Source organism: Moraxella sp. CTOTU47579, assembly GCF_032004885.1.
GTDB classification, from domain to species: Bacteria; Pseudomonadota; Gammaproteobacteria; order Pseudomonadales; family Moraxellaceae; genus Faucicola; species Faucicola tetraodonis.
The window spans coordinates 1-26,131 of record NZ_DALZOJ010000005.1 but is presented as its reverse complement, the minus strand read 5'-3'; the positions used below and the strand labels follow the sequence as shown (position 1 = coordinate 26,131).

Below are 26,131 nucleotides of genomic sequence, written 5' to 3'. Positions count from 1 at the left end.
TGATTACCATCATTTTGACAAAAATAAGCAGTTAGTGAGAGCACAATGAGACTTATAATCAGCCACCAAACCAATTATTTTTATGAACAACTTGCCTTACGCAGTGTGCAATACATCCGCATGACGCCGATGACACTACCCCACCAAACCATCCATAACTGGCAAGTGATGCTGCCTAAAGTCGCACAAATGCAAACGGACGGCTTTGGCAACCAATGGCTTACCCTAAGCCGTCACGAACCGCATAACAACTTGCAAATTCAAGCCTTTGGCGAAGTAGAAATTAACACTGATACTTTATTTATCCCTGACAATCAGCAAGTGCCGTATCAGATTTTTGCCGTACCCACCAAGCTGACCCAATGCTCCGAAGCCATGCGTGAATTTGCCCATGACGCGCTTGAGCAGTTTTTACAAAGTGAGGACATCGATACGCAGTTAGCCATCCTCAAATCATTGGCAAAAGACTTGCTCGATAAAATGCCCTATACCAAAAGCGTGACCCATGTCGGCACCACAGCAGAGCAAGCGTTTGCGATGGCGGCTGGGGTGTGCCAAGACCATACCCATGTATTTTTGGCACTGCTACGGGATAAAGGCATTGCAGCGCGCTATGTATCGGGTTATATTTATGAAGCGACCCAAGCGCATATGGCAAGCCATGCCTGGGCAGAAGTCTGGCTTGCGGGTAATTGGTACACCTTTGATATCTCTAACCAACATTTTACCCCTAATTCCCATGTCTACATCGCCTTTGGGCGTGACTATGCCGATGCGGCGCCAGTGCGCGGGGTGCGAACAGGGGGCGGTGACGAGCGACTGTATAGTCAAGTCATGGTATCTACAAGCCCCCAGTACATACCGCAGCTTAACGCGCAGTTTGCAGCGCAGCAGTAATTTGCCACTATTGATTCACCAATATTTGCTAAACCAGTATTTGCTAAAAAAGGAACAACCATGACCTATTGTGTGGGTATCCGACTCAAAGATGGGATGATTTTCGCCAGTGATACTCGCACCAATGCGGGCGTTGACCAAGTATCGATGTTTCGCAAAATGTATCAATACGGCATTGAAGGCGAGCGGTTTTTGGTGCTACAAACCGCCGGCAACTTGGCGACGTCACAAGCGGTATTTACCAAACTAGATAACGCCATCAAACTTGCGCAAGAGCGTAATCTGCATACCGTCCCTACCCTGTATGATGCCGCGCAATTGGTGGGTGAGTGCCTGCGAGAAACCACCATCCATGCCCAAACCATCGCACAAGAAACGGATACCAAGTTTAGAAGCAGTTTTATTTTGGGTGGGCAAATCAAGGGGCAATCCCCCGAAATTTATTTTATCTACCCTGAAGGTAATTGCATCAGAGCAACGACCGATACGCCTTTTTTCCAGTTAGGGGAAAGTAAATACGGCAAACCTATTTTAGACCGTTCCATGAATTATGACGCATCACTCAAATCAGCGATGCGAGCCATTCTGATTTCTTTTGATTCAACCATCCGCTCCAACTTATCCGTCGGTATGCCCATTGATGTGTTGGTCTATCACAATGACAGCCTACAGATGCCACAAGGGTTTCGCATTGATGAAAACGATGAGTACTTTGCCAGCATACGCCAACACTGGTCAGATGGGCTAAGAAAAATTCTAAATGAACTTGAAGACTCACCGGTGAGCTATTGGCAATAGCAACTGTCATACAGTTAAAAATCAACCCACGTCAAACCATCTAGCAGGTTCTTCACTGTGTCATCCCCTGTCCATTTATATCGTGCTTTTGGTTATACCGCGCTTTTGGTTATACCATTTTTGGCATATACCGCTCTTGACATAATCCGTTCCCGTCTATATCGACCAGTCCTAGGCAATTGCTTTACTATAGTTCAATTGCCTTGCCATAGATAATGCAAATACCTTGGGTTTTTGCTAGGCGGTTATTTTGGTGGGTATGGTATGATGTGATTTTTTATAATTGTTTGGTTTTTATGCTATGCAGCTAACTGATTTGGCACCTTGGGGTGAATCACTCAGAATCGCCGTAGAAGTCATTGGCACCATTGCTTTTGCCTTGTCAGGTATCTTGGCAGGCGTGCGCAAACGTATGGATATGTTTGGGGTAGCGGTGCTGGGATTTTTATCGGCGTATGGGGGTGGCACGCTGCGTGATATTTTGCTAGAGCGGCGGCCGTTTTTTTGGGTGTCCCAAGAGCTGATGTTATGGCTGGTGTTTGCGCTTTGTATTGTGGTGATGCTAGTCAATAGCCGCCGTCCGTTTCGTATCACCCCTGCGGCGATTCAATTGGCAGATGCGTTAGGGTTAGGCTTGTTTGTCGCCTCTGGGGTACAAGCGTCACTGGCAAGCGGTATGCCGATGGCGGTGTCAGTCATCATGGGGATTATTACTGGGGTATTTGGCGGGGTGATGCGTGATATTGCCTGTGGTGAGATGCCCACCGCGTTTTTTGACCATCGTCCGTATGCTATGTGTGCGTTGGTTGGCGGCTGGGTGTATGCGATTTTGGCGGTTTACAGCTCGCTTGCCGCTTGGGTGATTATGTTCATCAGTACCGTCACCACCACAGGGCTGCGTATTGCCGCGCTGGCGTTTAATTATCATTTACCCGGTTGGAAAAAAAGCGCCTCTTAGCTAACGAATTAGGTAGTCAACACATTTAGCCATCACTTTTGGTAGTTATCAAATTTGGCTTGACTGCGGCAATCCGTTAATAAATATAAGGCTTTATCAAGCGGCTAAATCAAGCAAATAATACCGATGCTCGCATTTGATGACGTCAAGCTGGTAAGTCAGATAGGCATGATGGTCGGTTGGGGTTGGGATGTCAAGTGCTGCAGCCGCAAGATAATGATACAGCAAAATCTCGTTATATCATTATCTAAGCTTAGCGTATGCGGTTTTGGACAATAGTCGGTGTCGGTATCTAGATAGCTTACTTTTGCCAGATTGAAATAAATACTGCTTACACCAATCGCTCGACTGCTTTTTTCTTCCAAACAAATTGGTAGTACAAGCCTTGTAACACGCTCATCACTATAAAGTTTGCCACATACGCCCACCAAATGCCTTGCAGTCCAAAATGACGACTGAGTAAAATCGCACTGGGAATCTCTACCAATAAGATACTGCCGATACTGATAAACATAGGCTGCCACACCATCCCAGTAGCGCGCATCATGCCACTAAAAATCATGCCACTGCTAAAAAAAAGCAAACTCCATAACACAATGTGCAATAACTGTTGCGCTAGTATAATCACGCCTTCCACCGTGATAAACATCGCCATCAAATAACGGGAAAAAAGATACGCCAGAACAATCAACCCACCCGTAATAATGAGATTGGTCATCATGGCAGTGCGAGTGACGCAGTTTAAGGCACTTGCTTTACCTGCGCCAATCGCTTGCGAGGCATAAATTGATGCTGCTATCGCAATCGACATGGCAGGAAATTGCACATAGCTCAACACTTGGTTGACTGCGCCATAAGCTGCGGTAGCATTGGTACCAAAGCCATTGACCAGCCCAATAATCACCAAGCCAGATATCGCGCCCGTGACCATCTGAAACGCGGTAGGTAACCCCAACCGAATCACTTTACGCGCGATGTCGGGTTGGATGCGTATATATTTGAGTAATTGAGTATCAATTTGTAAGGGGTGATTTTTGGCACGGGTATAAAAAAATAAAAACAGCAATACCAACAACTGTGACAATAAAGTCGCAATCGCAGGGGCCTGAATATCTAGCTTGGGTAACCCGAACCAACCTTGAATGAGCGCAGGCGTCACCACAATCCCAATCACAATGGAAATACCCACGGCAAACAGGGGCGTCACCGAATCGCCAACCCCGCGCAATAACGAAGTATAAGCGATAAATAAAAACAGTAGCGGACTGCCTGCCAACATTAACTTGGCATAACGGTTTGCCAAGCCTTGAATCTCAGCAGGGACGCCCATCTGCACAATAATCAATTGACTGAGCAAGCTGCCCGCAATCGCAATCATTACCCCTAATATCAAAATAATTGCAAAGCTATTGCCGGTAATTCGTTTGACCAAATCCAACTCTCTGGCACCCCAAGCCTGCCCTACCAAAATCGATGAGCCTGAAGCGATACCGATAATAAATGCCATCAAAAAAAACAGCACTGGGGCAAACACCGACACGGCGGCAATCGCCTGTACCCCTAGCATCTGCCCAACAAAAATAGTGTTAATCGTCCCTGACAGCGATTGCAAGATGTTGGTCAGCAGTAAAGGCAACAAGAAAAACAAAAACGGTCGCCATAGCGTGCCGACCGAACTAAAATCTGGAAGTTGTTGTGATTTTTTCATACCGTCAAATTTGCTTAATGATAATTGCTTCTTAATAATAGTTGCTTAATGATGATAATGATAACGATGGCTATTTTAATTATTTTTTTGCTACCTACCCGCTAGGTAAATTTATACAGTGCTAGATAGCAACCCAAAGCGTATCGAAAGGCCAAAAAATCTACCGACGCTGGCAAAATTTCGTTCATAGTAAACGATTGCTCAACAACATATCGCAATAAAATGTTAACTATCTTTCGTTATCACCCGTCATTTTACCGCTTACTTTAACAAAGATAACAAACGACACATATTGTCAAACTTCTATGGTCGATAACTCTGTTAAACTTTACCCTGTGCCTTGGTGCATATGTGCTTTGATGCATAAGTGGCGATAACCAGCCGCTTTGATAATGACAGAATCAAAAAAATTCACTAAAAAAGAGAACAATAATGACAACCGACAACCAAACCGATACCCAGCAATTTCGCAGCGAAAAAGACACCATGGGCGCTGTCAACGTCCCTATAGATGCCTACTGGGGCGCGCAAACCGAGCGTAGCCGCAATAACTTTAAAATCGGTGGCGAAACCTTGCCACAGCCGCTGATTGAAGCCATGGCACTGGTCAAAAAAGCCGCCGCCATCACCAATGCCAAATTAGGGCGTATCAGTGATGATAAACGTGACCTTATCGTGCAGGCCGCCGATGAAATCATCAACGGGGCACTGCGTGACCAATTTCCTTTGGTGGTTTGGCAAACAGGCTCTGGCACCCAGTCAAACATGAATATGAATGAAGTGATTGCCAACCGCGCCAATGAACTTGTCGGTCAAGGCAAAGGTCGTTATCAGCCAATTCATCCCAATGACGATGTCAACCACGCCCAATCTACCAATGACAGCTTTCCCACCGCGATTCGAGTAGCGGCGGCGCGTCAGATTATCTATCTGCTTATCCCTGCGGTGCAAAAACTGCGTGACACCTTAGCAAGCAAAGCTGAGCAGTTTGCTAGCATTGTAAAAATCGGACGTACCCATTTGCAAGACGCCACCCCTTTGACGCTAGGACAAGAGTTTAGCGGCTATGTCAGTCAGTTAGATCATGCGCTCATTCGTCTAGATGCCGCGCTACAAGGTCTGTATGAACTGCCTTTAGGCGGTACTGCAGTCGGTACAGGACTCAATGCGCATCCTGACTATGCGCAGACTGTCGCACAGACCTTAGCGGATTTAACACAAATTCCGTTTGTCACCGCGCCCAATAAATTTGAAGCGTTAGCGGCCAGAGACGCTGAAGTTTTTGCCTCAGGTGCCCTAAAAACCTTGGCGGCAAGCCTTAATAAAATTGCCAATGATGTGCGCTGGTTGGCTTCAGGTCCTAGATGTGGGATTGGCGAGCTTAAAATCCCTGAAAATGAGCCAGGTTCATCCATCATGCCAGGTAAAGTCAATCCGACCCAGTCTGAAGCCATGACGATGGTCGTGGCGCAAGTGATGGGTAACGATGTCACCATCAATATGGCGGGGGCGTCGGGCAATTTTGAACTCAATGTGTTTATGCCAGTCATCGGCTACAACCTGCTACAATCGATTCGCTTACTTGCCGATACTTGTGACAGCTTCAATGACCATTGCGCGGTAGGCATCGAGCCTGTGACAGAAAAAATTGATTATTTCCTACACAACTCATTGATGTTAGTCACCGCGCTCAATCGCCATGTCGGCTATGAAAATGCAGCAAAAATTGCCAAAACTGCTTATAAAGAAAATAAAACCTTAAAACAAGTTGCCGTTGAACTCGGTTTATTGACTGACGCCCAATTTGATGAATGGGTCAAACCTGAAGCCATGACTAGTCCAAAGTGATTAATCGAAAGTGACTAATTCAAAAATGATTAGTCCAAAGTAATGTGAAGGTTAATGCAGCGTAATCGCACTCTTTAATCAATCAATTTTTATCAGCAGCTTTTTAGCCAGATGACTGTCATCTGGCTAAAAGCTAACTCACGCAAGCTTTTGCTATTTACTAAATTGCCACTAGCTCCCTGATGCCTTTTTCTGGCATATCACCGCCCATGCCTTGGGCGATGACTTGCCCCCGTGCCATAACCGTATAGTTGTCGGCAAGTTCTTCGGCAAAGTCATAAAACTGCTCGACCAAAATAATCGCCATATCACCTTGGTCAGCCAAGCGACGAATCACCCGTCCGATATCTTTGATAATCGATGGCTGAATCCCTTCAGTCGGCTCGTCCAAAATCAGCACCCGTGGCTCAGAAGCGAGCGCCCTGGCTATCGCTAATTGTTGTTGTTGACCGCCTGACAAGTCACCGCCCCGGCGCTGGCTCATCTCATCGAGCACAGGAAAAATCTCGTACAAATGGTTTGGGACTTTTTTGGCTTTGCTGCCTTTAAACTTTGCCATGCCAATCAAGATATTTTCTTCTACGGTTAAGGTTGAAAAAATATCTCGCCCTTGTGGCACATACGCCATGCCTGCGCGCACGCGGTTTTCGGGCGATAATTTGCTGATGTCTTTGCCATCGAGCAAAATTTGACCCGATTTAATCGGTAAAACCCCCATCAGGCACTTTAACAGTGTGGTTTTACCCACGCCATTGCGACCGAGTACCACAGAACACTCACCCACAGGCGCGGTCAAACTGACATCGCGCAAAATATGACTACCGCCATAATATTGATTGATTGTGTTTACTTCTAACATCGCTATCCCCTATCGCCCTAGATATTTTTCGATGACATCGTCGTTGGCTTGTACTTCAGCAAGCGTCCCTTCTGCCAAAATCGCCCCTTGTGCCAATACCGTCACTTGCTCACTGATGGTGTCAATAAAGCTCATGTCATGCTCAACCACCACCAAGGTATGGTCTTTTTTGAGCTCCAAACATAGCTCGGCGGTGCGTTCGGTTTCGGCATCGGTCATGCCTGCCACTGGCTCATCGAGCAAAATCAGCTTGGGGCGCTGCATCAGTAGCATCCCAATCTCCAGCCATTGTTTTTGCCCGTGCGACAACAATCCTGCAGGTTTATTGACAAACTCACCCAAGCGAATCGTCGCTAAAGTCTGGTCAAGGGCATTTTGCGCATCTGGGTCAAGTTTGCTAAACAGGCTTTTTTTGACCCGCTTGTCTTTGGGTGCGGCAAGCAGTAAGTTCTCCATGACGGTAAAATTTTCAAACACCGTGGGTTTTTGAAATTTTCGCCCAATGCCAGCTTCGGCAATTTGCTCGGTGGTCATGCTGGCAAGATTGTGGGTTTGTCCAAAATACACTGACCCTTCCGTGGGGCGAGTTTTACCGGTAATCACGTCCATCAGCGTGGTTTTACCCGCACCGTTAGGTCCGATAATACAACGCAGCTCGCCTTCTTTGATGTACAAAGATAAGTTGTTTAAGGCGCGGAATTTATCAAACCACACACTGACATCTTCCATATATAGGGCAATACCTTTGCTAAAATCCGCTTCTTGTGACTTTAGCCTTCCGTAGTTGCTCTCAGCAAAGTCATTAATATTATTATCGTTTGTATTCATAACAGACTCTTTGATGTGTTATTAATGGGGTATTTATGGGGTATTAGTCATCGGGTATAATCAAAATAACTACTGGGTTGCAGGCGGTCAGCCTAACGCCGCTGCCGACCCTAAAGCCCCTTCCGCCTAAGATTCTTTTTTTGCTTCTATGTTTGTTTCTTGGTTTGTTTCCATATTTTTTACGCTTGGCTCGACCGTTTTTTTGCCATGCGTGATTTTGTCCAATAGACCAATAATGCCTTTGGGTAAAAACAAGGTGACGACCACAAACAACCCGCCCAAAATCAATAGCCAAGCTTCGGGATATGCCACGGTAAAGTAAGTTTTCACCGCATTGACCACACCTGCGCCCAATATCGCCCCGATCAGCGTGCCGCGTCCACCTGTGGCGACCCAGACCGCCATTTCAATCGAGTTGACAGGGTTCATCTCACTGGGATTGATAATGCCCACTTGTGGCACATACAACGCGCCAGCAATCCCTGCGATAATCGCCGATAACACCCACGCAGATAGCTTGTACCATAGGGTACGGTAGCCCAGGTATTGCAAACGGTTTTCGCTATCACGTACGGCGCCCAGTACGCGGCCATACGGCTTGTGCATCAAATAACGTAGGCCAAGGTAGGCAAGCATCAGCACGAATGCTGTGGCAAAACAGAGCAAGGTGCGCGTCATGGGAGCAGCGATGTCCATACCTAAGATGGTTTTAAACCCGGTAAAACCGTTGTTACCGCCAAACCCAGTTTCGTTACGGAAAAATAGAAGTGATGCGGCAAACACCATGGCTTGGGTGATAATCGAGAAATATACGTCTTTGATTTTTGAGCGAAAGGCAAAAAACCCAAATATAAAAGCCACCACTGCCGGCACCAGCACCACCAATATCGCCGCCCAAGCAAAGTTGTCTGTGCCTGCCCAAAACCAAGGCATTTTATCCCAGCTCAAAAACCGCATAAACTCGGGCAAGCTGTTGCCTGATGCTTGGCGCATCAGATACATACCCATCGCATACCCGCCAAGGGCAAAGTACAAGCCATGCCCAAGGCTCAAAATCCCCGCATAGCCCCATACCAAGTCCAGTGCCAAAGCAACCATCGCCAGACACATGATTTTGCCAATCAAAGTGACCCAATAAGCGGATAAATGCAGCGCCGAATCGGCAGGTAGCAAATGCAACCAAGGCAACACCATCAACACCGCAAAACAGCCCATAATTGCCAAGCGACTCACTGGTTTATCTGCAAATAATTGTAAAATACGCATTTTTTAACTCTCCAATGATTACTCGACAAAGCGACCTTTAAGGGCAAACAGACCTTGTGGGCGTTTTTGGATAAATAGCACCACCAGTACCAACAAAATGATTTTGGCAATCACCGCACCCATGCCAATCTCAAGCACGGTACCACTCACGCCTAGACCCAAGGCGGCCAGTACTGCCCCCCAAATTTGACCGACACCGCCGACCACTACTACCAAGAAAGCATCGATGATGTAGTTTTGCCCCAAATCAGGACCTACATTGCCCACTTGCGCCAAAGCGCAGCCTGCCAAACCTGCCAAGCCAGAGCCGAGCCCAAACGCCATCATATCGACACGCGCCGAGCGAATACCCACCGCACGCGCCATTTGACGGTTTTGGGTCACGGCACGTACAAACAGACCAAAGCGGGTGTATTTGAGTAAAAACACCAATAACAGCAATACGATAATGGTAAAACCGATAATAGCAATACGGTTGTATGGCAACATCAAGCTTGGGGTCAAGGCGACAGCACCGCTTAGCCATGAAATATTGGAGACTTCGACGTTTTGCGCCCCAAAAATCATGCGAACTAACTGCATCAGAATCAAACTCACCCCAAACGTGGCAAGCAAGGTTTCTAGCTGTCTGCCATATAGCGGACGTATCACTACCCGCTCAATAATCATGCCAATAACGGCGCTCACCAAAAACGCCAGCGGAATCGCGGCAAGCATGTACCAATCGACATAGCCTGCCAAATGGCTCTTAAAAAAACTTTGCACCACATAGGTGGTATAGGCACCAATCATAATGAGCTCACCATGCGCCATGTTAATGACACCCAATAGACCGTAAGTAATGGCAAGTCCCAACGCCGCCAACAACAAAATACTGGCGGTGCTGAAGCCAGAAAACACGTGTCCCGTCCACTCACTGGCTTTGATACGCGATTTGACTTTGTCTTGGGTTGTTTGTAAGGCTTGTTTGAGCTCGGGTGAATGGCTGGTTTGTTTTGCCATCGCTTCGATATCGGCTAACACATCGGGGCTGTTACTGGACGCCAAGGTTTTTAATGCCGCAATCTGGGTCATCTCATCGCCCGATTGCAAATCCATACGCGCTTGCAGTTGTGCCAATGCTGCTTTTACCGTACTGTCTTTTTCATTGGCATAAATATCGGCAACGGTTTTTTTATCGAGTGTGGCGATGTTGTCGGCTAAGATATCCACCGCTTTAAGGCGTTCGCTGGCATCGTCAGATTTGAGTTTGGCTTTGGTTTGCCCTAAGGTCAACGCCGAACGCAGCGCGTTATTGAGTGTGACTTGGTTTAGGTCGCTTGGCCAATTGCTTACCAAAGTATGCGCAGGATAGTGGTAGAGTTGGTCGGTATTTTCTAAAGTATAGACATTGCCGGCATCATCACGGTACAGCTCGTCTTTGTTAATCAGCTCGACCAGTTTGTCATAGGATTGACTGGTGCCTGTCCAGTTGTTGAGCATGGCTTGACGCCCCGCAAAATCGGCGGCTACGAATTTTTGAATATCATCGCCTGCGCTGGCTGCCGTGCTTGCGGATGCCGTAGTTGTAGCTGCTGTGGTTACTGTACTGGTTATCGTAGTTGCCGAAGCGGTACTTGCCTGTGCATTACTCACGCTTGGCAAGCCAATGCCCATCGTGGTCGCTAGCGACATGCCGAGCACAATTTTTTTACTTTTTTGCAAAAACTGCCCGAGAGAATGATTACCATTGAGCATGATGGTCGCTCCTTAGTTTGTATGATTAGTCTTTATGATTAGTCCATCTGTTTGGTGGGGTGACGGATCAATGTTTAAATCAATAAAAGGTGAAATCGTAAAATTTTGGCAAAAAAATAAGCCATACCAGCTGGGGTATTGATGCGCGGTATGGCTGTCACAACATCGAGTGTTAACTTCATTCAAGCTTATTGGAAAGGCTTATTTCGTCATACTTATTTCGGAATACTTATTTGGGGATATAAGGACTCCAAGGTTCAGCTTTAATGGCATCTTTGGTTTTGTAAACCACGTCAAACTGACCATCGGCACGAATTTGCCCAATCATCACAGGTTTGTGTAAGTGGTGATTTTCGGCATCCATGGTTAGCGTGTAGCCCGATGGCGCGGCAAAGCTTTGACCTGCCATGGCAGCACGGACTTTATCCACATCGGTGGAGCCCGCTTTTTCAACCGCTTGCTTCCACATATTGATACCCACATAGGTGGCTTCCATTGGGTCATTGGTCACTACTTTATCGGCATTTGGCAGTTTGTGGTCAATGGCGTATTTTTTATAAGCGTTCACAAACTTGATGTTGACAGGGTTTTTGACCGATTCAAAGTAGTTCCATGCTGCCAAGTGTCCGACTAATGGGGTAGTGTCGATACCGCGAAGTTCTTCTTCGCCCACAGAGAACGCCATCACAGGAATATCCGCCGCTTTGATGCCTTGGTTACCAAGCTCACGGTAGAAGGGGACGTTTGAGTCGCCATTGATGGTGGAGATAACGGCGGTCTTTTTACCCGCTGAGAATTTTTTAATATTACCCACGATGGTTTGGTAGTTGTTAAAGCCAAATGGGGTATATTCTTCCATGATGTCGCTATCTGCCACACCTTTAGACTTTAAAAACGCCCGTAAAATCTTATTGGTGGTACGGGGATACACATAGTCAGTACCCAGTAAGACGAAGCGTTTGGCACCGCCACCTTCTGGTGACATCAAGTATTCAACCGCAGGAATGGCTTGTTGGTTGGGCGCGGCGCCCGTATAAAAGATGTTTTTGGACTGCTCTTGTCCTTCGTACTGCACAGGGTAGAACAATAAGCCGTTTAATTCTTCAACCACAGGCAACACGGATTTACGAGAAACCGATGTCCAGCAACCAAAGATAACCGCGACTTTGTCTTGTGTTAGTAGCTGGCGCGTTTTTTCGGCGAACAATGGCCAGTCTGAGGCAGGGTCGACAACCACAGGCTCAAGTTTTTTGCCCATCACCCCACCTTTGGCATTGATTTCATCAATCGCCATCAACGCGGTGTCTTTGAGCGATGTTTCAGAGATTGCCATAGTACCTGAGAGTGAATGTAATATACCCACTTTGATGGTATCACCATTGCTAGGGGCAGGCGCACTACCGGTGGCAGCAGTGGTTGACGTGCCACTGGCTGGTTTGGCGTCACTTGATGATTGCGGTTTTGAACAACCTGTCAACATCATACTGCCCGTTACCGCTAGGGCAACCAAGGATCTGCCAAATGCACGACGGCTTAATTGACGCTCAGTCGTGGTTAGCTCGGTGGTTTTTTTGTCTAACATGTGTCACTCCTAAAATAGATGGATTGCCGTTTTAAGGTAGAGCGTAACGGATAGGCTTTGGCTATCGGTTGCTGGTTGTCTTAACTGACTATAGTGATAATTCAATTAGTGTGCCAATCTGCATGTTAAAAGCTATTTTTGGAAATTTTATCAATTAAATCAAAAGGTTGAATTGGTATAGTTAAAAACATTTATTTTAAATAATCACCCATTGGCTAAATGCTGCTCCTTGGTAAAAAATGGGTAAACTTTGGCAGCCTTAGCGATTTCACCAATCTGATGAACTGGAATAGTTTTTTGCACTATTACCATTCATCTGTCATTTATTTGGCATTGCTCTAGCATTGACTGACGCTAAACAATGCTTTATCGCCAGTGTCTTTATGACATGACCCAATTTGTTGCATAAAAAAAGTGCAAGCCAGACAGCTTGCACTTTTTATCAAAAATGTTGTTAATCACTAGTTAGCCAATACCATTGCCATGCCCAATGCCGCTATAATCGAAGGTAGCCAAGACAGCTTGGGATGCGCATGGGATTGTGCTTTTACCCAATTCATCACCCCTGCACCCACAGCAAACAAGGCAGACATCGCGGTTATCATGCCTAAGCCAAAGCCTTGACTCACGCTACTGACTGGCATCTCCACGGCATGCGCCATACCATGAAATAGCGTCAAACCAAATAAGCTGATCGCCATCATGAGCGAAAAGCTTTTCTGTTTGGCTTGTGCTATCTTGGTGCGCTGCGCCAAAACTGCGACCGCTGTCAACACCACCGATAGCAAAATCGCACCTTCAATAATCGATGAGCCAATCGCCACATGAGCTAGTTGCACCAAAGCAAATCCTAACAGTAGGCTTGTCACCAATAAGCCTAAACCCAGTTTTTTGTGACGGGCAAACACCATGCCCATGCCAACCGCAAGCACCACGTGGTCAAGACCTGAGATAGGGTGCATGAGCCCTGCAGTGACGGCAGCCATTAAATCCACCGAACTTGCACCTGCATGATGGGTTAAACCATGACCGACATGCGCCACTGCCACACTTGAAAGGCTAAAAAGCGCAGTTGCCAACGCCGTTTTTTGGGTTGTTTTTTGGGTTAAAGTTTTCATTATGTCTCCTTGATTTTATCGCATTTTTTACATATTTTCGCTTGAGCTTGGTAAATGTTGTACCGGCTGTGACGGAATCTCTAGCGCTCTTAGCATGCCCTGTTGTTGGATAAATTTGATAATGTCATCCAAACCGTCTTGAGTTTTCATGTTGCTAAACACAAACGGCTTATCGCCGCGCATTTTTTTGGCGTCTTTATCCATAATCGACAAATCCGCGCCCACGAGTGGCGCAAGGTCGGTTTTATTGATGATCAGCAAATCTGATTTGGTAATCCCGGGTCCACCTTTACGGGGGATTTTGTCGCCTGCACTCACATCAATCACATAAATAGTCAAATCCGACAACTCTGGGCTAAAGGTCGCCGCCAAGTTATCACCGCCGGACTCAATGATAATCAGCTCAAGACCGTCAAAGCGATTTTGCAAGGTAGCCACGGCATTAAGATTAATCGACGCATCTTCACGAATCGCTGTGTGCGGACAACCGCCCGTTTCCACCCCGATAATCCGCTCAGCGGGCATGGCGTCGTGGCGGGTCAAAAACTCCGAATCTTCTTTGGTATAAATATCGTTGGTAATCACCGCCATGTTGTACACATCTTTGAGACGGCGACACAGACTTAAGGTCAAAGCGGTTTTGCCAGAGCCAACAGGCCCGCCAATGCCAAGGCGTAACGGGGATAAGCGAGGCTGTTGGGTTGGGGTTTTTTGGGTAAAGCCAGTCATGGGGTTTCCTTGTGATTGATGTTAAAGACGGGTTGTTAAAGACAGGGGGTTTAGGAACGAAACAGACGACTATATTGTTGTTCATGATGACAGGATAATTCTGCCAAAGATGGTATAGACGCTGATAGTTGCAAGTGGTTGATTAAAATTAGTAATGTTTGGGCATGCTGCTGTGCCTGTAAAAATTGTGGCGCAATGTCTTGTAGCTTACCCATAACCGTTTGCTGATGATTGATGGCTGTCAATGCCATTTTGACTTTGCTGGCTTGCGTTTGGCAAAGCTTGGCAATCGGTTCATCCATCGCTTGCCCCAATTGCCAAATGATACGTTGGCCTGCCATTTGTCCTAGCGGCAAGGTTTTGACAATCGCTAAGGTCAGATTTTCCATTTGAGCAAACGCATAGGTCATCAAGCTATCGGCTATGGGCAGTTGCCAAAAATACGCCAAGCGAGCGAATAACGGTAAATAGCCTTGCGCTATCCAATCTTGTGGCATCGCAAGGCCGAGCACGCCATCGAGCCAGGCACAAAATGCCTGCGCCAATTGTTGACTCTCTAATAAAAACTCATGGCTATCACGGCTTGCCCCATAAAAATTGGCTAGACTATCCACCAAGCTGTGGTGATTTTTTTGCGCTGACAGCTGCATCATACTTGCCATCAGCGGCAATTCAAAATTGAGTAAAACCTCTTGTTGATACGCCTGCAAAAACGCCAAACTACTGGCTTCATCATGAATAAAACCTTGCTCAATAGCAGACTCCACGCCTTGGGAATAGGTATAACTACCAATCGGCAAATTGCTCGATGCCAGCATCATCAGCTTAAGCAATTGTTGTGGCGGCGCCGTGTGTGTGAGGTGCGATATTGTTGTCATCGTTTTCATGAAAAAAACGTGGCTTTGGTTAAATCACCGACGATTGTGCTTTGCGTGTCGGCATGGCTTAACCGATTATCATGCCCATGTGAATGCCCGCCATGCCCATACGCCCCTGTTTCAGGTTCAAAAGCATGTTCTACCTCGCTCACGGTTAAGCCCAATTTCACTAGCATATCGGCAAGCACATAATCGGGCTCAAAGTACAGGGCATGCTGCGCTTGACCCTGCTCAACGAGCATCAGTGGTACATGACGATTGCCTAAATGGTACGCCCCCCGCATCAGTTCAAAAGCATTGTCGGCGGTGACTTTGGTGAGGGTTTGTGGTTTGGCAAAAATTTGTATGATGTCGCCTGACGCATTTTGTACCACATCCCCATCTTTGAGCGTACCTGTGCGTGGCAGGTCGATACCGACCGCTTCACCATTTTGCAGGGTTGCACGAAAGCGTGACCGCTGGCGTGTGTCAAAGTCGAGCTGCAAAAACTGCCCGTTTGCTTGTTGGTTGACCAAATCGGTTTGCTGTTGGTGAGTTAACAGTTGCACCCGCTGATTATAAATTTTCATCATTATCCTTTGTTAAATTTTCTACCTACTCAGAAGTTTCCCATGACAACCGCATTTTTGACAGCGACCCTCTTTAAATTGATGTTCACAGTTGTTAAGCCCATACAGTAAATGCGAACAGTTTGGGCAAAGATTTTTCATTGGCGATACATTGTTAAAAAACTCACTGCCACATTCATCACAGATGGGATTGTTCGGTTTTAGTCATCACATTGGCATTCATATCTAAAATCCCATTTAAAACAAGAAATACCGCTGTGCCATTGGCAACACAGCTGACGGCTGGCAAGTGAGAAGCTGACCATCCGCCCGCACTTCATAGGTTTCTGGGTTGATCGACATCTCAGGGCAATAGCTATTAAACCGCATATCTTTTTTGCGAATGTCACGAATACCCTGCACAGGGCGAATCACTTTTTGCAACCCGAGTTTGTGTTGGATATTGTTGTCAAAGGCGATTTTGGATACAAAGGTGATACTGGTTTGGTGGATGGCTTTGCCAAGGCTTGCGAACATCGGACGATAATGCACCGGCTGCGGGGTTGGGATGGAGGCATTGATATCGCCCATCGGATAAGCGGCGATGCTACCACCTTTTAAAATCGTGTCAGGTTTTACCCCAAAGAATTTGGGCGACCATAGCACCAAATCCGCCCATTTACCGACTTCTACCGAACCGACTTCCTCGGCAATACCATGGGTAATGGCGGGATTGATGGTGTATTTGGCGATATAGCGTTTAATGCGAAAATTGTCATTTTCTGTCACTGTATCTTCGGTCACTGTATTTTTGGTCACTGGGTCGATGTCATGAAGCCCAATATTAGACGCATTTTGGCTCACTGTATCAGGTGCTAAAAATCCGCGTTGGCGTTTCATTTTATCCGCCGTTTGCCAAGTGCGGATAATCACCTCGCCCACCCGTCCCATCGCTTGCGAGTCGCTACTCATCATCGAGATTGCCCCCAAATCGTGCAAAATGTCTTCAGCGGCGATGGTTTCTTGGCGGATACGGCTCTCAGCAAAGGCGATATCTTCGGCAATCGCAGGGCTCAAATGGTGACAGACCATCAGCATGTCGAGATGCTCATCGATGGTGTTGATGGTAAACGGACGCGTGGGGTTGGTCGACGACGGCAACACATGTGGCTCGCCAATCGCCCGCAAAATATCAGGGGCGTGCCCGCCGCCTGCGCCTTCGGTGTGAAAGGTGTGAATACAGCGATCTTTAAAGGCGTTTAGCGTGCTTTCTAGATAGCCACTTTCGTTGAGCGTATCGGTATGAATCGCCACTTGCACATCATACTCTTCGGCAACGCTCAAGCAGTTATCAATCGCTTGCGGCGTGGTGCCCCAGTCTTCATGCAGTTTTAGCCCGACCACGCCTGCTTCGATTTGCTCGACAATCGGCTGCGGCAAGCTGACATTGCCTTTGCCTAGTAGCCCAATGTTCATGGGCATATCATCAAGGGCTTTGAGCATGGTTTCGATATGGTATTTGCCGTTGGTGCATGTGGTGGCAAGCGTGCCTTGGGCAGGCCCTGAACCACCGCCAATCATGGTCGTCACCCCAGACATCAAGGCAACCTCCGCTTGCTGTGGCGCGATAAAGTGAATATGGGTGTCAATCCCGCCCGCGGTCAAAATTTTGCCTTCACCTGCAATAATCTCGGTGCTTGCGCCAATAGCGATGGTGACATTGGATTGAATATCGGGGTTGCCCGCCTTGCCAATCGCCCAAATTCGGCTGTCTTTTATCGCCACATCGGCTTTATAAATCCCGGTATAATCCAAAATAAGCGCGTTGGTAATCACGGTGTCAGCCACCTCAGCAAACGGGCGCTGCCCTTGCCCCATGCCATCACGAATCACTTTGCCACCACCAAATTTGACCTCTTCACCATAGCTGGTAAAGTCTTTTTCCACTTCGAGCCACAGCTCGGTATCAGCAAGACGCAGTTTATCGCCCACGGTTAAGCCAAAATGCTCGGCATACATTTGGCGGGGTACGGTTTTTTGTGATTTTGGTAAACTTGCGGTATCCACAGATGCGGTGGCTTGCCCCATCACCCGCCCAGCAAACCCAAAAATCGCCTTATTGCCACCAAACTCGACCAGTTCGACTGATCGCGCTTGCCCTGGCTCAAAACGCACTGCTGTACCCGATAAGATATTTAAGCGAAACCCAAGCGCCTTGTCACGGTCAAACGCCAGTGCGTCATTGGCTTCGGCAAAATGGTAGTGAGAGCCGATTTGAATCGGTCTGTCGCCGGTATTTTTGACCAAAATAGTTTGGACGGCGCGCCCTTCATTCAGGATAATGGCTTGGTCTTTTAGCTTATATTCGCCAACTTTCATGGTTTACCCCTTATACTGTTTAAATTACACAATCGGTTGGTGAATGGTCACCAGTTTGGTACCATCTGGAAAGGTGGCTTCCACTTGCACATCGTCAATCATCTCGGCGATACCATCCATCACATCCTCAACCCTAAGCCACGTGGTGCCTTCGCCCATCAACTGTGCCACTGTTTTGCCCTCTCTTGCGCCTTCGAGCACCAACATACTGATATAGGCTATTGCTTCTGGATAGTTAAGTTTTAAGCCACGTTGTTTGCGGCGCTCGGCAACCAGTCCTGCGGTAAAAATGAGTAATTTATCTTTTTCGGCGGGGGTTAAATGCATGGGTTACTCCAATTATTTTTTCAGTGTTAAAAATTAGACCTTCACTGCCATTAGGTTGCCCAAATTCGGGGCAAATGACTGTCTTGTTGCCACATTAAAGTGCGAATCTCACCACGAACTGCACCAAAACTGTCAAAACATTGGCGGACATCATCCCCCAAATAGCGAATAATCATCACCTCGCCTGTTTGGGTGCAAGAGACAGGCAAGCTATGGTGGTCGATAAATAAGCGTAATTGCTTGACCCATTCAATCAGCTGTTTTTGCGCATCAACGCTTGGCACAACCCATAAGCTCGCAAAGACGCTATGGTTATTGAGACCCACGGCTGAGCCAAACCAATCGTGTTCGGCACAGTGATGTAAGGTATCAGCAAGCAGCAATTTGGGCTGCTCATCCACGCGCCAAAATAGGTTTGATAACCGCATCTCGCCTGTACTGTAGCGCTCGCCATGATACTCTCGCCCTAACAGGTTAATTTCCCAAGCGATAACACTGGCAGCTGGGCTGATAAAAAACTGATTGGTGGCATGGGCAAAACTTGCGTTATAAAAACAGTTTTCTTGCGGTAGCCATTCAAAACGGCTGTCATCTTGTAGATAAACCGTGACATTTTGAACAGCATAACTATTTGAATTCTCTTGAGTTTCTTGGTTTTTTTTGGTTTCTTGGGTTTTTCTGGCTGATGGGCTATCATCGGTTTGCTTGTTAGCGGTGTAACTTGGTAAATTGCCGTACCATTTATTTGCCCCGGGCGTGGTAATCACAGCGTGGGCGTGATGTTTTACGCCAATGTCAATATCGAGTTTATCGCCTAAGGCGATGCCAGCAGGCGGATACAGCATGATGACATGACAAATACCTTGCTGTTCACCGCTTTCAGGATACAAGGCTTTTTGTACCCGCAAGGCGCCTTGGTGATGGCGTTGTACCAAATTGGTGCGCGCATGCTCACCCGCATGTTGGGTGTCAAAAGCTAAGGTAAGTACTGAGTGCCAAGCCATATCTATCTAACTATATAAAAAATATATGGTTTTATAGAATGCAAGGGGTGTGCCACATTGCGGCAGTGAGACTTGATACCACCATACTGAAGCCCAAATCAGGGATGTTTACACGGTGGTGGGCTGTTATTAAACTTGAGTATCGACTTCCGTCAGTTGCCGATGACGCTGCATGGGCAATTTGATAGAGTTTAGGAGGGTGGCTAAAAGGATTAATATCATCCCTGAGTACTGCATGCCATTGAGCGATTGGTGCAGTAATACGATCGACAATACAATCGCGGTAAACGGCTCAAACACGGTGAATACCGAGGCTTTGGTCGCAGGGAGTTTATGTAAGGCTGACATATACAAGAAAAACGGAATCACGGTACCCACTAGGCTGAGCCCCATCACCCACAACCAAGTGATGACAGGCATGCTGAATGCTTTGGCATAGGTTTGATAGGTCATCGGTAGGAATAATAAAGCCATGGCACTAATCACCACCGAACTAAAAAACACCAAGGTCGGTGGATAGTGTTTGTGTAAGGCTTTTTTTCCTAAAATGCCATACAGTGAATAGCACACCCCAGATAATAGACCAAACACAATCCCCCAACTCAATGTAAAGTTCTCACTGAGCGTTGTCAATGCCACACCCACTACCGCGATGCAAGCTAAGGTAAATGATTTTTTTGTTATCGGTTCTTTTAATAAAAAAAATGCCAATACCAAACTAAAAATCGGCGCCGTATATAGTAGTGATACCGCAATGCCCGCGCCCACAAAATTGACCGCGATAAAATAGCAAACCGTCATGCCTAGCACGCCAATCAACGATTGCAGGCTCAACTGTAATATCTCGCCAAATGACAACTGCCTAATAGACGTCCACAACGATGGCAATAACATCAGTAGCATCATAGCAGCCGTCACCACTCTTAAAATGGCAATTTGCACACTATCAAAACCCAGTTGATGTAGATAGGTAGTAAAGATACCCAGCGTGCCCCAACAGATAGCCGCCACAATGACTTGTAAGCCACCCATCGTCGCATGATTGCGCGTGTTAGGGGATTGGTTGGTACCGAAAGCAGGTTTACGAGTCACTGGCAACTCCTAAAAAATGGGAAATAAAAAAAGTGATTCTAGCAAACAAGGTTGGCTAAAACCACTTTGGGAAAAAACTTAAATTAACTTCATGGGGTTATTGATAACCGTGGTTAATCAATTATTTTTCTAACATTTTTTTAACGTTTTTTTAACCTTTTTCTAACATAGACACACTATCGGATTTTTTATACATCACCGTTGCTACCAGCGCGATTACGCTTGCTATCACCAATAACCAAGCTGGCGCGATTTGACTGCCTGTTTTGCTCATTAACCAAGTTGCCATCAACGGGGTTGTGCCGCCAAGTAGGGCATTGGCTGAGTTAAAGGTGAAAGCAAAACCTGAATAACGCACCTCGACTGGGAAAATCTCACTTAAAAAAGCCGGTAGTGTACCGTCATTGACGGATAATAACAGCGAGAACAGCAGTTGAATCAACACAATGGTTAAAAACCCACCCAGGCTTAGCATATGAAACAAAGGCACGGTCAACGCGATAAACAATACAGATGCGATGATCAGCATGGTTTTGCGACCGTATTTGTCTGACAGTTTACCCATCGTAAAAATCATACCGATATAAGCGACTAATGAAATGGAGGCAGCTAGCAGCGACTGCGTTTCATTGATGTGCATTTGGGTCGATAAATAAGTCGGCATATAGCTTAGGATTAAGTAAAAAGCCACCGCATTCAAACTACATAACATAAACGCACTACACAAGGTTTTTTTATGGTTGGCAAACAAATTTTTGATTGGCACCGGTTTTTCAATGGTGCTTTCTTCAAAAGCCTTAAAAGCCGGGGTTTTTTCAAGATTCAACCGCATATATCGACCCACTAGACCCAGTGGTGCAGCCAATAAAAACGGAATACGCCAGCCCCAAGTTTGTACAAAGTCAGCATCCATAAAGGCGGTCATAGCTGCCGCAATCAGCGAACCTAATAATAGACCGGCCGATGTACTGGCAGGTACGATACTGGTATAAAACCCTTTTTTGTCGGGGGGCGCATACTCTGCCATAAATGCTGATGCCCCTGCATACTCTCCCGAGGCTGAAAAACCTTGAATCATGCGCAGCAGTAACAACAACACAGGCGCTAAGATACCGACGGTGGCATAACTTGGCAACAATCCGATTAAGAAAGTAGCACCTGACATAATCAAAATCGACCAAGATAAAGCCGCTTTTCGACCGTATTTATCGCCAATATGTCCCCAAAAAATACCCCCAAACGGGCGGACAATAAAGGATAGCGCAAAAATTGCATAAGTTGACATCAATGCGACGGTTGCATCGGTTTTAGCAAAAAATACGCTAGCGATGACAGTGGCAAAATAGCCATACGATGCGTAATCAAACCACTCGACAAAGTTACCAATAAAACTGGCTTTGGCGGCTTTTTTGAGTAACACAGGATCTTTAACATACGGCTCTGCAGCTGGTTGTTGCATTGCTATGGCAGTGGGTGAAAGTGCAAAAGTTGTCATTTAGTTTCCCCTTGGTTGGTAGTAAGTCATGCTAAAGTAAGCTAACTGATAATGTTATGCGCGGGACCATAGGCGAAGCCTGTGATGTTGTCTGCGCCTGTTTCAGTTAAAACCAAAATATCATGTTCACGATAACCGCCTGCCCCTGCCATACCTTCTGGAATCATAATCATCGGTTCCATTGAGATGACCATATTTGGCTCAAGTACCGTATCAATGTCTTCACGCAGTTCTAAACCTGCTTCACGGCCATAATAGTGTGACAACACGCCAAATGAGTGCCCATACCCAAAGGTGCGGCGGTCTAAAATGCCATATTCGGCATAGATTTTGTTGAGCTCTAAGGCGATATCACAGCAACGAACGCCAGGTTTGATGAGTTTCATGCCTTCTTCATGCACTTTGCAGTTAATTTCCCAATATTTGAGCGTTGCTGCATCAGGTTCACCAAAATACAGCGTACGCTCCAGCGCCACATAGTAGCCTGCAATCATCGAAAAGCAGTTTAAGCTTAAAATATCATTGCGCTGCACTTTGCGATTGGTCACAGGATTGTGCGCGCCATCGGTGTTGATACCTGATTGAAACCACGTCCAAGTATCCATGAGTTCGACATGCTCAAAGCGTTGCCCGATTTCTCGTACCATCGCTTGGGTAGAGGCTAGCGCTACCTCATACTCAGGAACACCTTCATGCACGGCGTTAACGAGCGCTGCCCCACCAATGTCACAAACCTGTGCACCTTGCTTGATAAGGGCGATTTCCTCGGCTGATTTCACCATCCGCATTTTCATACAAGCTTGGCTAATATCGACAAATTCAACATTGGGCAAAGCGTCTTGTAGTTTTTTCAAACGTTCAATGGGTAAGTGATCGTATTCAATCCCCACTCTGCCTTTATTTTTGATTTGACTTGCCACAGCTTTAAAGTAGTTATCGCGTTGCCAGTCGGTATAGACGATATTGTCATCGCCCATGGTACGTCGCCAAGGCTGTCCACCGTCGATATTGGCGGAGATAGTCACTACTTTGTCTTGGTCGATGACCAGACCATAGAAGCGTCCAAATGAGCAATATAAGAAGTCTGCATAGTAGTTGATATTGTGATAGGAGGTGAATAACACGCTATCAATGTCGCTTTTTGCCATATAGGCTTTAAGCTTTTGTTGGCGGTTTTGGTATTCTTGGGCGCTAAAAGTCGGCTTGACCTTCTCGCCATTTTTGATTTGGATTAAGCTTGGCATGCTAAGTGCAGTATCTAGGCTAGCTGCTTTATTTATCATATGTTCAACTGACTGATTCATTGTTTGCGCCTCACGAGGTTTAGGTTGATGTTAAGAAATTCTTTGCTCTCCACATCCCTCATCATACGCAAATTTAAAAAGTCAGTTTTTCATAAGGCGACATTTTTTTGACTAATTACGACAACATGGCTTGTCCATTCATACTTTACTTATGACAGCGAATATTAAAAAAATTGGTTTTTTATTGATTGATGGCTTTACCATGATGGCTTTTAGCAATGTCATCGAGCCGTTACGAATGGCAAACTATGTCAGTAGTCAGCCACTATATAGCTGGATTATTAGTGGTTTTGCAGGTCATCAGACCAGTGCCAGTAATGGGGTGCAAGTCACTCATACCGCTGAAATCAAACATCTATTTGATTGTGAGCTCGTGTTTATCTGCGGTGGCTATGAAGCCGAAAATTTAATGACAGACGCGCTAAAGGGGATTGTGGAGCGTTTAGCCGTTCGGGATATTGCGTTAGGGGGGCTTTGTACGGGAGCAATCGCGCTTGCGAATGCAGGGTTGTTAGCCAATCAATCAGCCTCGCTGCATTGGGAAAATGTTACGCTGGCTCAGGAACAATTTGGCAATGTAAAATTCTTAAACCATATTTTTACCATTGGTGATCGACTCTACACCTGCTCTGGCGGGGTATGTGCGCTTGATATGACCCTGCACATCATCAAACAGCACTTTGGGCGAGAAATCGTTGAAAAAATTCAAGACATGTTTGTCATCACCGCTATCCGAGAGCCAGCGAGCATCCAACATTTACCTAAGCCAAAGACCCTCAGTCATAGCTACGCGCATGTTATCGATGCTATCACGTTAATGAAAACCAATATCGAAGAACCGCTCACGCTAGCGGATATTGCTAAATACGTCGGCATTTCTGAAAGACAACTACAGCGGCAATTTGCCAAACAGCTAGGGGTCTCACCCCAACAGTATTATCTTAATTTACGATTAGACCATGCTAAAAATCTACTCAAACATACCACCATGCCAGTGACCACCATTTCAATGGCGACTGGCTTTTTTAATCTGGCATCTTTTTCCAGAGCTTTTCAACAGCAGTTTAATATGTCAGCCAGTGATTTTCGAAAAACGCTATAAGGGTTAATGCGTCTTGTACCATCGCTTAATTTAGTAGTTACCTTAATTATTTAAAAAACCTATTCAGCCCACTGCCAATGAATCGCCAATTGGTCCAACACTGTCTTGGCTTGGGGTTGATGTGACGCATCGCCATCTAGTTTGACTAGTACAATAAACCCATAAGTAGAATCATCTTTGCTGCTGACGGTAGCCTTGATATGATGTTGTTGCAGTACTTCACTGACAGCCATCACGGTCGCTTGACGTTTTAGTGCAGGTTTAAATACTTTACCCACTGCCGTTAAAGGCAATGCATCAATCACGTAGATGGCTTTAGGAATCGCCGCTTTTTCGCCAATGTTTTGTTGGCAAAATTGCATGAGTTTATCAGTATCTAAGCTGACACCCGGCTTAGGGGCAACGAATAAAACAGGTAACTCGCCTGTATAGCTATCAGGTTTACCAATGGCGGCACAGCCGGCTACCCCGTCATATTGATAAACCACCTCTTCGATCATTTTTGGGTCAATATTGTGTCCACCTCGGATAATTAACTCTTTTTTTCTACCCGTCAAGAAAAAGTAGCCGTCTGCATCTTGATAGCCCAAATCGCCTGAATTAAACCAAGTTTGATTGTCAGAGTCAGTTACCCAAATCCCTTGGTTCTGCTGCGCCAAATAATAGCCGACAAACACATTATCGCCGCGAATACAAATATTGCCCACCTCGCCTGTGTTGGCAACTCGCACAAACTTGCCATTATCATCAAGCATCATCACTTGCATAGGCTGATATGGGAAGCGTAGCCCTATTGAACCAATTTTCTTCTCCCCAAATCTTGGGTTGGCTGAACTACCACAATTGCCTTCCGTCATACCGTACGCTTCAATGATTTGTACCCCTGTTTGTTTTTCAAATTGTTTAAATACTTCTATCGGCATCGGGGCTGCGCCACACAAACAGTGCTTTAAACTAGCAATATCATGGTCGCCAACTGGTAGATTTAATAAGCCAGCAAACAGCGTGGGCACACCACTAAAAAAACTCACGCGATAATGCGCAATAATCGCCCAAAAATTTGCCATCACCCCATCGCCGCGATAGCCCTCTGGCGAAACCAGCAAAATTTCACCCCCCATCGATAACGGTAATAATCCTGTAACCATGACGGCATTGACGTGAAATAGGGGTAGTCCGCACAGCACGACATTGCCCTGATTTAGCATGTCATCACCAAACAACGCCCGTGCCTGTAAGACATTGGCGACTTCATTTTTATGATTACGCATGGCGATTTTGGGCATGCCAGTTGTACCACCGGTTCCAAAGAATGAAGACAGATCCTCAGGGACAATGGTACGGGGATTAATTAATCTATCTTTGGGCTGGCTTGCAATCCCAGCATAAAAGTCATGATAGGTGACCGTCTCTGGTAACTGCTGTACAAATTCTTTACTTGCATCTGGCAAGGTTATATTAAGTTGATGGGTGAAATGATGAGCCATCGTCACCCCAATGATATGCTGCAAACTTGGGGTAAGCTTGGCAACCGCTACCGCCTTGTCCCAAAGCTGCGGCTTATTATCTTGATTGGGTAATGGCGCAAGCGTGATAAGTAGCGTGGCTTTGACTTCATTTAATAACTGAAGTTACGCACCGCTAATAGCCTTAAGCTGGGCAAAAGCCGACTGA

The 26,131-nt window shown here is 46.3% G+C and carries 22 protein-coding genes and 1 pseudogene; 5 read left to right on the top strand and 18 right to left on the bottom strand.

From position 1 onward, the window contains the following. Positions 1-45 precede the first annotated feature (45 nt). The 3 genes from RTP55_RS04845 (at position 46) to RTP55_RS04835 (ending at position 2,653) form a co-directional block, all read left to right on the top strand. On the top strand, positions 46-897 hold the full coding sequence (locus RTP55_RS04845) for a transglutaminase family protein (protein ID WP_095356666.1): 852 nt from the start codon (positions 46-48) through the stop codon (positions 895-897). Positions 898-957: 60 nt separating this feature from the next. Next, on the top strand, positions 958-1,695 hold the full coding sequence (locus RTP55_RS04840) for a proteasome-type protease (protein WP_065253868.1): 738 nt from the start codon (positions 958-960) through the stop codon (positions 1,693-1,695). A gap of 301 nt (positions 1,696-1,996) precedes the next feature. After that, a complete protein-coding gene (locus RTP55_RS04835; RefSeq protein ID WP_062333426.1) occupies positions 1,997-2,653 on the top strand; it encodes a trimeric intracellular cation channel family protein in 657 nt (218 codons plus the stop codon). A gap of 96 nt (positions 2,654-2,749) precedes the next feature. Here the strand turns inward: RTP55_RS04835 and RTP55_RS04830 are convergent, their stop codons facing one another. Together RTP55_RS04830 and RTP55_RS04825 are read right to left on the bottom strand one after the other, a co-directional pair. Next, a complete protein-coding gene (locus RTP55_RS04830; protein WP_309574253.1) occupies positions 2,750-2,881 on the bottom strand; it encodes a hypothetical protein in 132 nt (43 codons plus the stop codon). A gap of 103 nt (positions 2,882-2,984) precedes the next feature. Further along, positions 2,985-4,361 (bottom strand): MATE family efflux transporter, encoded by a 1,377-nt coding sequence (locus tag RTP55_RS04825; RefSeq protein ID WP_312384631.1) that lies wholly within the window; start codon positions 4,359-4,361, stop codon positions 2,985-2,987. Between the two features lie 432 nt (positions 4,362-4,793). Here RTP55_RS04825 and fumC point away from each other — a divergent pair, with 432 nt between their 5' ends. After that, the gene (gene fumC, locus RTP55_RS04820; protein ID WP_312384629.1) at positions 4,794-6,209 is read left to right on the top strand and encodes a class II fumarate hydratase; all 1,416 of its coding nucleotides are present in this window, start codon (positions 4,794-4,796) and stop codon (positions 6,207-6,209) included. 160 nt (positions 6,210-6,369) lie between these two features. On the opposite strand, the gene urtE is transcribed toward fumC, so the two are convergent. The 15 genes and pseudogenes from urtE to RTP55_RS04745 all read right to left on the bottom strand — a co-directional run bounded on the left by urtE (position 6,370) and on the right by RTP55_RS04745 (position 23,334). Next, positions 6,370-7,068 carry an urea ABC transporter ATP-binding subunit UrtE gene (gene urtE / locus RTP55_RS04815; RefSeq protein ID WP_050325608.1) on the bottom strand — a complete coding sequence of 233 codons (699 nt, stop codon included), beginning with the start codon at positions 7,066-7,068 and terminating at the stop codon, positions 6,370-6,372. A 9-nt stretch (positions 7,069-7,077) separates the two neighbouring features. Next, on the bottom strand, positions 7,078-7,896 hold the full coding sequence (gene urtD / locus RTP55_RS04810) for an urea ABC transporter ATP-binding protein UrtD (protein WP_095356662.1): 819 nt from the start codon (positions 7,894-7,896) through the stop codon (positions 7,078-7,080). A 216-nt stretch (positions 7,897-8,112) separates the two neighbouring features. After that, positions 8,113-9,162: pseudogene (urtC, locus tag RTP55_RS04805) on the bottom strand (urea ABC transporter permease subunit UrtC); the annotation flags it as partial. An 18-nt stretch (positions 9,163-9,180) separates the two neighbouring features. Then, positions 9,181-10,836 (bottom strand): urea ABC transporter permease subunit UrtB, encoded by a 1,656-nt coding sequence (gene urtB, locus RTP55_RS04800; RefSeq protein ID WP_409418418.1) that lies wholly within the window; start codon positions 10,834-10,836, stop codon positions 9,181-9,183. Positions 10,837-11,128: 292 nt separating this feature from the next. Further along, positions 11,129-12,382, bottom strand: coding sequence for an urea ABC transporter substrate-binding protein (gene urtA / locus RTP55_RS04795; RefSeq protein ID WP_060996033.1), 1,254 nt, complete (start codon positions 12,380-12,382; stop codon positions 11,129-11,131). Positions 12,383-12,942: 560 nt separating this feature from the next. Further along, the gene (locus RTP55_RS04790) at positions 12,943-13,599 is read right to left on the bottom strand and encodes a HupE/UreJ family protein (RefSeq protein WP_312384624.1); all 657 of its coding nucleotides are present in this window, start codon (positions 13,597-13,599) and stop codon (positions 12,943-12,945) included. Between the two features lie 27 nt (positions 13,600-13,626). Then, complete coding sequence (ureG, locus tag RTP55_RS04785) at positions 13,627-14,328, bottom strand: urease accessory protein UreG (RefSeq protein ID WP_100285263.1); 702 nt, start codon at positions 14,326-14,328, stop codon at positions 13,627-13,629. 50 nt (positions 14,329-14,378) lie between these two features. Next, a complete protein-coding gene (locus tag RTP55_RS04780; protein WP_312384621.1) occupies positions 14,379-15,215 on the bottom strand; it encodes an urease accessory protein UreF in 837 nt (278 codons plus the stop codon). Further along, on the bottom strand, positions 15,212-15,775 hold the full coding sequence (gene ureE, locus RTP55_RS04775) for an urease accessory protein UreE (RefSeq protein WP_312384620.1): 564 nt from the start codon (positions 15,773-15,775) through the stop codon (positions 15,212-15,214). The genes RTP55_RS04780 and ureE overlap by 4 nt, the downstream gene beginning before the upstream one ends. Positions 15,776-16,012: 237 nt before the next feature. Continuing rightward, positions 16,013-18,133 (bottom strand): urease subunit alpha, encoded by a 2,121-nt coding sequence (gene ureC / locus RTP55_RS04770; RefSeq protein WP_312384618.1) that lies wholly within the window; start codon positions 18,131-18,133, stop codon positions 16,013-16,015. A 24-nt stretch (positions 18,134-18,157) separates the two neighbouring features. Continuing rightward, the gene (gene ureA / locus RTP55_RS04765) at positions 18,158-18,460 is read right to left on the bottom strand and encodes an urease subunit gamma (RefSeq protein WP_060995978.1); all 303 of its coding nucleotides are present in this window, start codon (positions 18,458-18,460) and stop codon (positions 18,158-18,160) included. 50 nt (positions 18,461-18,510) lie between these two features. Further along, a complete protein-coding gene (locus RTP55_RS04760) occupies positions 18,511-19,464 on the bottom strand; it encodes an urease accessory protein UreD (protein WP_096489507.1) in 954 nt (317 codons plus the stop codon). Between the two features lie 129 nt (positions 19,465-19,593). Beyond that, positions 19,594-20,556 (bottom strand): DMT family transporter, encoded by a 963-nt coding sequence (locus RTP55_RS04755; RefSeq protein WP_312384615.1) that lies wholly within the window; start codon positions 20,554-20,556, stop codon positions 19,594-19,596. 151 nt (positions 20,557-20,707) lie between these two features. Continuing rightward, positions 20,708-22,015: an MFS transporter gene (locus tag RTP55_RS04750; protein ID WP_312384817.1), complete on the bottom strand. Its 1,308-nt coding sequence runs from the start codon at positions 22,013-22,015 to the stop codon at positions 20,708-20,710. 77 nt (positions 22,016-22,092) lie between these two features. Continuing rightward, on the bottom strand, positions 22,093-23,334 hold the full coding sequence (locus tag RTP55_RS04745) for an aminopeptidase P family protein (RefSeq protein ID WP_409418417.1): 1,242 nt from the start codon (positions 23,332-23,334) through the stop codon (positions 22,093-22,095). A gap of 172 nt (positions 23,335-23,506) precedes the next feature. Here RTP55_RS04745 and RTP55_RS04740 point away from each other — a divergent pair, with 172 nt between their 5' ends. Beyond that, positions 23,507-24,457 (top strand): GlxA family transcriptional regulator, encoded by a 951-nt coding sequence (locus tag RTP55_RS04740; RefSeq protein WP_312384611.1) that lies wholly within the window; start codon positions 23,507-23,509, stop codon positions 24,455-24,457. Between the two features lie 59 nt (positions 24,458-24,516). On the opposite strand, the gene RTP55_RS04735 is transcribed toward RTP55_RS04740, so the two are convergent. Beyond that, positions 24,517-26,052 (bottom strand): AMP-binding protein, encoded by a 1,536-nt coding sequence (locus tag RTP55_RS04735; RefSeq protein WP_312384816.1) that lies wholly within the window; start codon positions 26,050-26,052, stop codon positions 24,517-24,519. Positions 26,053-26,131 lie beyond the last annotated feature (79 nt).